This window comes from Longicatena sp. (genome assembly GCF_982403165.1).
On the sequence record NZ_CEVYEL010000068.1, the window covers coordinates 1 to 12,246 of the forward strand.

A 12,246-nucleotide genomic window follows, 5' to 3' on the forward strand; every position below is an offset into this window, starting at 1 on the left:
GAACCGTACGTACGGTGGTGTGAGAGGGTGATTTATTTCACCCTACTCGATTTAATAACTTATAATCAACGTACTAAGATGCTTTGCTTGATTTTGTTTAATTACGACGGTTTTAAAAGTCTTAATAAGTAAAGAAAAGGCTAGCTAATGTTGATGGTATGATTATTTTGATAATACGTCAGGATGTTCGTAAAATAGTACTTTATAATACAATCTGATGAAAGTCTAAAACCCTGCTTTTTTTCAGGTTATTTTCTTTCAATGTATAAAAAAACAGTTGGTTTCAAGTTGAAATTAACTGTGTAATAAAGTATAATTCTTTAAATAAGGATACTGTCTATCTGCAGTTTATCATAGAGGAAAGGGAAACGACGATGAAGAAACTACTGCTTTTGTGCATGCTGCTTTGTGTTGGTGGCTGCTCAACTGAAAAACAAAGGGAAGAAAACCGATACTATTTTTTGTTTGCTACCCCATTAAAAGAACATAAAATTTGGCTAGAAGCGGAAAAAGGTTTCCGTGATGCGTGTAATGTCTATCAGCTGCATTGTGATTGGGAAGGACCAACGACAATTGACACGGAAGAGATGAATCAAGTAATAGAAACAGGCATTATGCAAAAAGCGGATGCAATTATTACACAAGGGGTTGTTAGTGATAAGCTCTTGAAGAAAGCAGATAAGAAGCAAATACCGGTGATGTTGGTAGATAGTGATATGCCAAGCTCTAAACGATTTGGTTATATTGGTAAAGATTTCAAAAAACAAGCTACTTTACTGCTAGCTGATGTAGAAAAGCAGTTTGGGAAACAAGCACCATTAAAAATTGCTATTCAAGTAGCTGAAAAAAATTTTAATATCGCGAAGCAGCAAATAGCACAGGTTGAAACGATTTTTGCACAACATGCAGGGGGTTATCGCATTGTATCTATTAGTGAATCAAAATCAGATAATGTCCGGGCAAAAAAAGAATGGGACAGTGTTATGGAAGAACATCAGGATATCAATGTAGCTATTAATTTTGCAGGAGAATCTGCAAGCAGCTGTTATGAAGCTGCTACAAAATATAACATACGGGAACAAATGTTAATATATGGGGTAGATGAAATGGATGAAACCATACAGCTTATTAAAGAGAAAAAAATCAATGGCAGTATTGTTGTGTCTTTTTATGATTATGGCTACCAAAGTGTTGAAATGCTGTATGAAAAAATAAAAAACAAACAACAGAGTGTATCTTCCATACATTATGCAAAGCTTATTTTAGTAACTGCAAATAATGTGGAAACCTATAAAAAGGAGCTTATATCAAAATGAAGACATGGAGCTTAAAGCGCAGAATCAATATAACCGCAGCTGTCATGTTCCTTTTGGTAAGCACGATGATGATTGCCTCCAACATGATCAACTATCATACGATGAAACAGTATGATAAAGCCCTTTCTGCTTATCGTCAGTTAAATAGTTATTATAATCATATAGATGCGGCAACCAGTGATATTAAAGATTATTTATATACAGAACAGAATAAGGCATTGCAAAAATATAAAGAGGAAATGCAAAGAGCTACTACCTATATTCATGGCTTACAAGATGACTTTGTATCCGATGAAAGCTGGCGCTTTGATTTATTAGAAAACATGACAAGGTTTTATGATGAAGAATGTCAAAACACGATTCATGAATATCAAAATGATAAAGGGAATTATACAGCAGTTTATAATGCTTTACTACATTCTCATGATTTAATCGCTAGAACGTCAGATCGCTTTTATAATGTGATTACCAACGAGATGACCTTACAAAAGACCCAGATGGATGCAAATCAACATGTGACTTTTGTAGGAACGATCATTTTACTGCTCATTGTCTTATGCTGGTTGTTCTATTTTGGCTTTTTTATGAGCGTATCTTTTATTAAACCATTATACGTAATTTTGCAAAATATTAACAAGGTAAAAAAAGGTGAATATGATCTAAGTGATATTTCAAGCACAGGGAAGGAAATGGAATCACTTTGCATCGCCTTAAATGAAATGGCTATTTCAGTGCAAAATGAAATTGCAAGTACAAAAGAAAAAGCAGAGCTTCAACATCGCTTATTAGAAACAGAAAATGAAAATTTACGCAAAGATGAACAGTTAGCCCAAAGTGAATTGCGTATGTTACAAAATCAGATTAATCCACATTTTCTGTTTAACACCTTAAATATGATTTACAAACTAGCATTGAGTGAGAATGCGGATAATGCTGCTGAAATGATAGAGCGGACGAGTCGTTTATTACGTTATGGATTAGATAAACAAAATCGGCTGAGTGATTTACAAAGCGAATTAGTGTCGGTTGCCAATTACATGGAAATTCAACAGAAACGCCTTGGTGAACGTGTGCAATTCAAGCTAGAGGTGCAAGAAGGCATACCGAATATTGCAATCCCAGGTATGATTTTACAGCCACTTGTTGAAAATGCTTTAAAGCATGGATTAAAAGATTGTAAAAACGGTGGCGAGATTTTAGTGAGTGCCTCATATACAGATGAAGATATCTTGCTGTCGGTCTCTGATAATGGTACCGGTATGAATCCAGTAGAATTAGAAGAGTTAATTTTAAACGACTATAAGAAATATGATGGTGAAAATCATTTTGGTCTATATAACGTGGTGAGAAGAGTTGAGATGGTTTGTGGAAATAATGCCTCAATTTCAATAAATAGTGATGAAGACTGCGGTTTTGAATTGATAATTCAAATCCATATAAAAGATGAGGAGGAAGCATATGTTTCAGATATTGATAGCGGAAGATGAAGAAATTGAAAGAAACTCACTGGTTTCTATTTTAAAAGACTCGATTCTGGAAATTGGTGAAATATACAGTGCTAAGGATGGACAAGAAGCGATTGATCTATATCAGCGCTATGAACCGGATATCGTTATTTTAGATATTAATATGCCGGTTTACAGTGGTTTAGAATGTGCAAGAATCATCAAAAATATTTCACAGAAAAATGTAAGTTTCATCATCTTAACCTCTTATGATTATTTTTCATATGCGCAAGAGGCAATACGTTTAGGAGTAGAAGACTTCTTATTAAAACCATCAACACCGCAAATGATCATCCATAGTGTAGCAAAGGTGCTGGACCGCTTAAAAAGTGAAAAAAGCCGCTATTATGAAACGAGTGAGCTATTGAAAAAGGTGGATAATATGCGTTCATCTTTAGAAAATGAATGTGTGCAGCAGATTTTATCTAACCAAAGTGAGCTAGTTATCCAGAAAACTTTGAATTTATTGCATATGTCAGTAAAAAACGGTTTATGTATCGTGATTGATGGTATTCGTCTAGCAAAAAGCAAGCAGGAAACCTTAACCAATCAGATTGGTGATTTAGGTTTGTTTTGTCTGCTGGGATATCGTAATGCACAATTGATTTTATTTTTGCTGTCCTATCAAAATATTACAGAAGAAAATTTAAAGCAGATTGCTGATTTGATGGAAAAATATCAGTTTTTCGATTATCCGATTGGCCTTGGTACATTGAAAGATCATCTTGAAGGCCTATATCATTCCTATTGTCATGCACTTCAACAATTAACACATATGAAAAAGAGCGAGTTTACACTTCGTAATAAGGAAATGGTACAGCGTGAGCTTCAGGCAGATAGTACGCAGTGGATCAAAAAAATGTTGCCGGCAATCGAGCAGCACGATGATGAAAAAATTAAATCCATACTACATGATTATGCTTCTTATCTTCATAGTTTTCCAGCTAGGCAGATCAACGAACAGGTTGCTGAATTTATCGTTGGTGTTTTAGAAGCTGAACAAAAACTACATGATATTTATATCGATAAGAAAGATGTTGAAATACGTAAAATAAATGATACAGATAAATATTATAATTTAGAAATTAATCTTGTCTATGCGATAGCAATGATTCGCAATTGTGTGAAAAACTTGCTTTATCAAAATAACAGCTATTTAGTACGACAGGCTTTAGAATACATAGAAAATAACTATAATAAAGCAATTAGCCTTAATGATGTGGCTACCCAATTAAAGGTAACACCATTTTATATCAGCAAACTATTAAATAAACAGGTGGGGAAAACCTTTACAGATATTGTGAATGAATTTCGGATTGCGAAAGCAAAGCAGTTGCTGAAAGATGGGGCTATGGCAAAAGAAGTGGCAGCACAGATAGGATTTCAAAGCTCCAGTTACTTTGCGAAAACTTTTAAGAAAAATGTCGGTATCACACCGATTGAATATCGAGATATGTTCATTGAATGATGTAAATTACTGCTTATTTATTTATAGAGATAAGAACTTTTAGTTGGCCCTTTTGTGCCAACTATTTTTTTGTATCTTTATATGACTTTTCTTAAAGGAGTAGCAATATTTTATTATCTTTAGCAATATTTTACAATCTATGCAAGATTATAATAAAAACAGTGAAAGGTAAAGAGGAGGAAACTATGAAAAAGGTATTCAAATTGTTTTTGGCTGCCTGCATGACGGCAGGAGTTTTTACAAATCTTCCTGTTAAAATTGCAGCAGCATCTAAGATAGCGATTGATGCAAATTCTGTAACTGCTATGGGACAGGCATCCGCTCATCCAGTTTCTAACATCGTTGATGGATCTAAGAGCACCAGTTGGAAATCAATGTCCGCGAATGGAGAAGGCAGCACGATGGAAGAGCAGTGGAAAAGCAGAATGCGTGATCACTATCGCTATATTGATATTAAGCTTGATGGAACATATGATCTCTCACAAATTAAGATTTTTACCAATGTAGATGATTCTTACAGTAACTATTACGTATATGCTTCTGTAGATGGAACGAACTTTGATAAGATTATTTCTAAGACAGACAGCAATGTGGCAACGGCACAGGGAGATACGCATAATGTAAACAAGCGTGCATCCTATTTACGTTTAAATATGGCATATAACTCAAAAGGCTACCAAACAAATCTGGCAGAGATTGAGGTATATGGAACAAAGGTAAATGACACCGTGCAAAAGCCAGCGGCTATCAAAACAAGTAATTGGGAAGGCAGCAGTTGGCAAAAAGAATGGGATAAATTTGAAAGTGATGAAACTTATGCAAATCAAAAGGTGTTAAATGAAGCAAGTGCTTTAGTAGGCCGTGTAATAGGTTCTAAATGGCAATCTTCTTTCAAATTTGAATTACGTTCTAAGATGAATGGCAGAGATGTCTTTGAAATTGAAGATGGTGGTAACAATACCATTATTGTACGTGGAAATAACGGTATTTCATTAGCTAGTGGCTTCAATTATTATCTAAAGAACTATGCTATGGTGGATTATAATCCATTATTTGACAGCAATACGGAAATGAAGAAGGGGATTGTTCCTGTCGGAAAGAAAATCGTAAAGGATACACAGTATGAATATCGTTACGCTTTGAACTTCTGTACATATTCCTATACCATGTCTTTCTGGAATTGGGATCAGTATGAAGAATTTATTGACTGGGCTGCTATGAACGGTGTAAATTTGATGCTGGACATCGTGGGGCAGGAAGAAGTACTTCGTCAAACTTTGAATAAATGGGGCTATAGTGATGAAGAAGTAAAAGAATATATATGTGGTCCTGCATATTTTGCTTGGTTCTACATGCAAAACTTATATAGCTATGGTGGACCATTACCTGATAATTGGTTTGAGCAACGTACAGAATTAGCTAGAAAAATGCATGATCGTATGCAAACTTATGGCATTTCTCCTGTTGTTCAGGGATTCTCTGGACAGGTTCCAGATAATTTCGATAAAAAACAACCAACTGCTTTAATTACGGAAATGAAAGATTGGGTAGGCTATACACGTCCTTCTATCATTCAGCCATATATTACAGAAAATGATGCAGCTAAGGGTAAAGAAAATTTATATCCACAAGTAGCGAAAGATTTCTATGATGCACAGAAAAATGTATTTGGAAATGTAACAAATTATTATGCAACCGATCCTTTCCATGAAGGCGGAAATCCATCCGGCTTGGATTTTGCAGAAACCTTTAAACAAGTGCAAACTGAGATGTTAAAAGCAAACGAAAAAGCTGTATGGGTCATGCAGCAATGGCAAGGCAATCTAGATGCGACAAAACTAAGCGGTCTTCTGAAGCCTTCTCAGGCATTGGCACTGGATTTGCAGACCGACTTAAACCCACAGAATGGGGTAATGGAAAACAGTGAAACACCTTGGTTATGGTGTATGCTGCATAACTTCGGCGGTCGTATGGGAATGGATGGAAATCTTCCAAATGTTGCTAAAAATCCTGCTATCGCTATGAATGAATCAAAATACATGAAAGGTATCGGCATCACGCCGGAAGCTTTAGAAAATAGTCCGGTTGCTTATGAGTTATTATTTGATATGACTTGGACAAAAGATCCAATTGATGAAGATGCATGGATTGCTAAATATGCACAACGTCGTGCAGGTGGAACAAGTGAAAAGCTGCAAGAAGCTTGGAAGATTCTAAATGAAACTGCTTATGGAGCAAAACAAGAGTCTTATCAAGGGGCTGCAGAAACGATTATCAATGCAACTCCAAGAGATAGCTTCCGTTCTGCATCTACATGGGGACATAGCAATATTACTTATGATAAGAAAGAATTTGAAAAAGCTCTGCAATTGCTGATTGATAACTATGATGACTTTAAAGCCTCTCCAGCTTATCGCTATGATTTAGCAGATGTAGCGGATCAGGTATTATGTAATGTAGCAATTGAATATCACTCTTTAATGGTAAAGGCAAAAAATGAATCCAATGCAGATGATTTCCGTAAATACTCAAAGAAATTCCTAGAAATAATTGATCTTTCTGATGAAATATTAGGTTCTAGCGAAGAATTTATGGTAGGAAACTGGATCAATGATGCTCGAAATATGATGAGTGATGGGGATGATTGGACAAAGGATCTGTTTGAATTTAATGCACGTGCAATGGTCACAACATGGTCTGGCGAACGCAGCTCCTTAAATAATCTGAATGATTACTCCAACCGTAAATGGAATGGTTTAACAAAAGATTTCTATGGTAAACGTTGGAAAATCTGGATCGAAAATCGTCAAGCGGAATTAGATGGTAAAGATAAGGATCCTGAAAATAAGGCAATTGAGGATGCAGGTTGGTTCTTATATGGCTGGCATTGGGCGAATTTGAAATCTGATGATGGCTATAGTTATGCGGATAAGGCAGATTATAGTAAACTGAAAACAAATGCTCAAAAGGTAGCTGATAACTATACAGTAGCAAAACTAGAAGAAGAGGGTACAACAACAGAGGATAAGGTAAATATCGCACTTGGTAAGGTATTTACATCAAATTCGACAGCTGTGTCCGGTGAATTAAAAGATATTACAGATGGCAACTATGGTAGTGAATGGGTAGCAAAAGGTGATGGTCCACATGTACTGACATTAGATTTACAAGGTACTTACGATATCACGGATATGGATCTTGGTATGAAGCAGGCCGCTGGTAACTATCCTAACGATTATAAGATTGAATTCTTAAATGCAGAAACAAATGAGTGGGAAACCATAGCAGAAGCTACAAATGAAAATCTTGGTTCCAATACAAATTTCAAAGTTGAAAAAGTAGCTACGCAAATGCGTTTCACCATTACCACAAAAGATTCTTTAAAACCAGTAACACTTGCAGAAATTAGCATTTACGGTACACAGAAGGATTTACAGACATATTACAATATTGCGAAAGGTAAACCGGCAACATCAACAATTGCCACTGCAGAAGATGCTTCCTTGGAATATGTAACTGATGAGAATACGGAAAATCTGTGGAAAACGGGATGGTCTGGTTCAGAAAGTGACATGTATCCTTGTACATTAAGTGTTGATTTAGAAGGCATTGGCTCTGCTGAATTCATTGAGCTTTATTTAGAAAAAGCAGGATTGCCTTATAAATTTACGGTAAGTGTCATTCTAGAAGATGATAGTGAAGAAGTTGTATTAGATATGAGTGACAATGCGGAAGCATTAACCACGCGTTATTTTAAGATTCCGGTAAATAAGAAAATCAAAAAAGTCAATGTAAATTATCTTGGCCGTAATGGCAAAGGTGAATTCTCCGCAGCTTCTCCGGCATTATCAGAACTTAAGGTTCTTTCAACAAAGGATGAAGTAACCGGTGGAAAAGTTAATTTAGCTTTAAATAAGACAGCTTATGCAGATACAACACAATATGGTCGTAATGTACAAAATATGATTGATGGAAACCTTGATACTTTATGGGTATTTGATGGGGATGTATATGGACCAATCTGGGATGGAACAGGAACTTTAGATAAAGATCCTATCAAAGCAGGTGTTGATTTAGGTAAATCTTATATGGTAGATGATATTAATCTAGCATTTGAAAAAGGCGAAGAAAAATGGTATTTCTTCAATGTCTATGTGTATCCAGAAGGCAGTGATACAAGAGAAAAAGTACTGTCTGTAACAACAGATGACGTAAACGATAGTACTCCAGACAAACATCCATATAACATCAAAGTGAATAAGCGTATTCATAAAGTTGAAGTTGAATTTATGGGTAAAGTTGCCAATAAGAACGGATGGTTCGATATTGCTGAATTAGAAGTCATGGGCTATGAGGAAGAAAGCAGTAATGAAGTTATCTTTGGTGATGGAAAAATTGAAAATGTAACAAATTCTTATGCAAATACGGTAGATGGTGATAAAGATACCTTCAACAAAGTAACAAAAGATGAAGATATTGTTTATAATCTTGGTAATCTGTATTATGTAGATAAAGCACAATTTACTTTTGAAAAGGCTGGCCTTGGTCTGAAATATGTTGTATATACGGAAGATAATGACGGCAACCGTACGTTGGTATTAGATAAGTCTTCTACTACCGAATTACTTGAAAATCGTACAATTGAGGTTCCAATACACAGAAGTGCAACAAAAATTATCTTTAAGCATCTTGGTAACAATGGTAAGGGTGATGCATACTTAGCAGAAGAACGTCTGTATGAGGCAGAGTTCTTTATGGGAACTCCAGAAAATGTAGCGCTAAAAGCAAAAGTAACTCCTGATGCTGCAAAGGTTATTGCGGATGCTAAAACAGATACACTTTATACTGCGGCAAAAGATGAGGTCATTACAATTGCTTTAGATAAGCCGGCAGATGTAAACATCTTCCAGTTATTAACAGCAAGTAGTACAAAAGCATTAAATGCACCAAAAGTATTAATAGAGGCACATAACCCTACGACAGATAAATGGACAACTGTTTATGATGGAAGTGACAATGATGATGCAAATCCGGCATTGATGATTTCGCTGAAAGAAACAGCATTTATGGATAAAGTGCGCTTAACCGTACTAAGTGATAGTTTAGACATCCAAGAATTTAGAGCATATAAAGTGGATACAAGTGTTCCTTTGATGGCATATATTGCAGAAGTTAAGGATGTATTAGACTCTAAGTCTTATGATAATACGAATGGTAGCTATAAAGAAGAAGCAAAACAGGCTGTGTTAGATGTTATTGCGAAAGCAGAAGCCGCAAAAGAGGAAGGTTTAAATTCCGCTGGTGTAGATGAGTGGATCAATAAAATCAAAGCTGCTATGAATAAATTCTATAAAGATGGTGTCGTATATATCGTACGTGATGCATTGTTAACAGAAATTTCTAATGCTGAGATCGTGTTGAAAAAAGTTGAAGATACCTCAGTTACAGCAGATCTAAAAGCATTATATGATAAAGCGATGGCAGTATATGAAAAATACAAGTCCACACAAATGGAAATTGATGAAGCTGCAGCAGCGCTTAAGAAAGAAACTGAAAAAGTAATTGCTTCTTTAGAAGCCGATGAACAGTACAATATTTACTTAGCATTAGCAAAAGATGCTTATAAGAATGCTGAAGTTGGCGAAGCTCATGGACAAATTCCTGAAAAAGCAAAGACTGCTTTAAAAACGGCGATTGATAAAGCAGAAGCAGATTATGCAAATGCCAATAAAAATGTAGATGTAATCAAAGGAATTGCAGCTGATTTAAAGAAAGCTGTGGAAGTCTTTGAGGCAAGTCGTGTACAAGTAGATAAAGCAGCATTATTGAATATCATACAGCAGTGTGCAGATCTTGTTAAAGATGAATATGATAGCACAACATGGAAAGCATTACAAACAAAATTAAAAGATGCAAAATCTGTATATGATACAGAGAAAGTTACACAAAAACAAGTAAATGAAAAAGTAGACGCATTGAAAAATGCAATAAAAGGCTTGAAAAAATTGGATCGCTCTGGATTACGTGCTACACTGGATAAAGTGAGTGCTCTAGAAGCAAGTAAGTATACCGAGGATAGCTGGAAAGCTTTAGCATCTGAAAATAAAAAAGCTATTGCAACATTCAATAAAGAAGAAGTAACGCAAGCAGAATTAGATGAAGCAAATAGTCGTTTATTGGCTGCTATTGATCAGTTAGAAGTTAAAAAGGATGATGTAAATGATAATCCTACAAAACAGACGCTAACCTCAAATAATGTAAGTGTTACAGGACTCTTTAAACCAAATACCAAGCTACATGCTGATTTATTTACAGCAAGTCAGTTAAAAGCATTGCTGAATAACATAAAAGATACTACATTTAAAAAGCAATACAGTGTTGTTCAAGCATATGATCTATATTTAAAAATTGATGATAAACATCTTTCTTTAGGTAAAGGTAATGCAGCTTCTATTAGTGTACCAAAAGGAAATGAAAAAGATGAATTAAGTATTGTCGCAATAGATAAAAATGGCAATGTCACAGTATTGTCAACGGAAAAGAAGAATGGTAAATTGAGCTTTAATACAACAGAAGCATCTTATTATGCGATTGTAAAAAAGATTGAAGCAGAAAATGATAAGCCAAATGGTGACGTAACAGATGACAAGCCAAATCACGGTGATGATACTGATAAACCAAACGATGACAATAACAAACCAAATGGCGGTGAAAATACGGATAAGCCAAATGGTGATGTAACAGATGACAAGCCAAATCATGGTGATGATACTGATAAACCAAACGATGATAATAACAAACCAAATGGCGGTGAAAATACGGATAAGCCAAATGGTGATGTAACAGATGACAAGCCAAATCATGGTGATGATACTGATAAACCAAACGATGATAATAACAAACCAAATGCCGGTGGAACTGACAACAAGCCAAACAATGGTGGAGAAACAACAGATGGTCCGTCAAGTAATCCATCTGTAAATGATGGAAATCATACGACAGATAATAAACCTACCAGCAACATTGCCAATGATGACGATGTTAAGACTGGAGATTCAACAAACACGACTGCTCTATTATTACTACTGATTATTTCAGGTGGAGCTATTCTGTTAATTGTTAATCGAAAGAAAAGAAATAAGCAAGCATAAGATATAAAAATCTGTATTGCATATCTCAACATGAGTTTCATTAAAAAATCCCTCGGAAATAAACGTCTGTTTATGGATGGGGGATTTTCACAATATAGGCCTATTAGAATTGGTAATCTGAAATAGTATGGGGTATAAAAACACGGGGTATAAAAAACCGTGGTGGAAAAAGTTCCCCATAAATTGTAATGAATGAAGAAGTGCTAAAAATCTAGAAGTAAGAAGAGCACTTCTTTTTACATTACATTTTGAAATAAATATCATCATTAAGAGAATACATCACTTTAGCTCTGAATCGATTCCAATTGTTGATTTAACTTGATTTTATGAGCTAAATTTATTATTATCATATTGTTCTTATGAACGGATAGAAAGCAAACTTTGGTCGGGGAGATTTCTATCTTTTTTTATCCTTTTACGAAGATATGTTATAAATGATAAAAACATAAAACCCCATAAAATGTATAGAAAAAAACTGAAGCACCACATGTTTTTGCGATGGATTTCAGTTCCCCATGTTTTTTTAGATATTCCATAAGAGAATGACGTTTTTTTTTCGGTAATTTACTATGCATGGTTATAAAAAAATAATAGTTATCCTTTTGTAAAGAAGGTAAGCTTAAGATGCATCACTAGAAAAAGGGAAATAATCTTTCATCACCAACTAAATTCTGAAAGGGTTTCTTTTCTTTTTTTATGCTAAGTGATATATTTGTTATTTATTATTCAATTTTTCCGTTATTTATAGTAACTCTTAGGTCAGTTTACAAGGAACTACACGCAGACCACGAAACGGGGGCTGCTGA

4 protein-coding genes are annotated in these 12,246 nt (G+C 35.0%); all 4 read left to right on the forward strand.

Annotated elements, in window-relative coordinates; all coding sequences use genetic code 11:
• Positions 1–374: 374 nt before the first annotated feature.
• The 4 genes from AC1VS3_RS11445 (at position 375) to AC1VS3_RS11460 (ending at position 11,440) form a co-directional block, all read left to right on the forward strand.
• Positions 375–1,316: a substrate-binding domain-containing protein gene (locus AC1VS3_RS11445; protein WP_008687375.1), complete on the forward strand. Its 942-nt coding sequence runs from the start codon at positions 375–377 to the stop codon at positions 1,314–1,316.
• Positions 1,313–2,803 carry a sensor histidine kinase gene (locus AC1VS3_RS11450; protein ID WP_008687376.1) on the forward strand — a complete coding sequence of 497 codons (1,491 nt, stop codon included), beginning with the start codon at positions 1,313–1,315 and terminating at the stop codon, positions 2,801–2,803. The genes AC1VS3_RS11445 and AC1VS3_RS11450 overlap by 4 nt, the downstream gene beginning before the upstream one ends.
• Positions 2,775–4,289 (forward strand): response regulator, encoded by a 1,515-nt coding sequence (locus AC1VS3_RS11455; protein WP_008687377.1) that lies wholly within the window; start codon positions 2,775–2,777, stop codon positions 4,287–4,289. The genes AC1VS3_RS11450 and AC1VS3_RS11455 overlap by 29 nt, the downstream gene beginning before the upstream one ends.
• Positions 4,290–4,474: 185 nt before the next feature.
• Positions 4,475–11,440 carry an alpha-N-acetylglucosaminidase TIM-barrel domain-containing protein gene (locus AC1VS3_RS11460; protein ID WP_481275655.1) on the forward strand — a complete coding sequence of 2,322 codons (6,966 nt, stop codon included), beginning with the start codon at positions 4,475–4,477 and terminating at the stop codon, positions 11,438–11,440.
• Positions 11,441–12,246 lie beyond the last annotated feature (806 nt).

Bases quoted from the DNA above. Each gene is read 5' to 3' on its own strand.
- AC1VS3_RS11460 (WP_481275655.1), top strand. From the start codon at position 4,475: ATGAAAAAGGTATTCAAATTGTTTTTGGCTGCCTGCATGACGGCAGGA.
- AC1VS3_RS11450 (WP_008687376.1), top strand. From the start codon at position 1,313: ATGAAGACATGGAGCTTAAAGCGCAGAATCAATATAACCGCAGCTGTC.
- AC1VS3_RS11445 (WP_008687375.1), top strand. From the start codon at position 375: ATGAAGAAACTACTGCTTTTGTGCATGCTGCTTTGTGTTGGTGGCTGC.
- AC1VS3_RS11455 (WP_008687377.1), top strand. From the start codon at position 2,775: ATGTTTCAGATATTGATAGCGGAAGATGAAGAAATTGAAAGAAACTCA.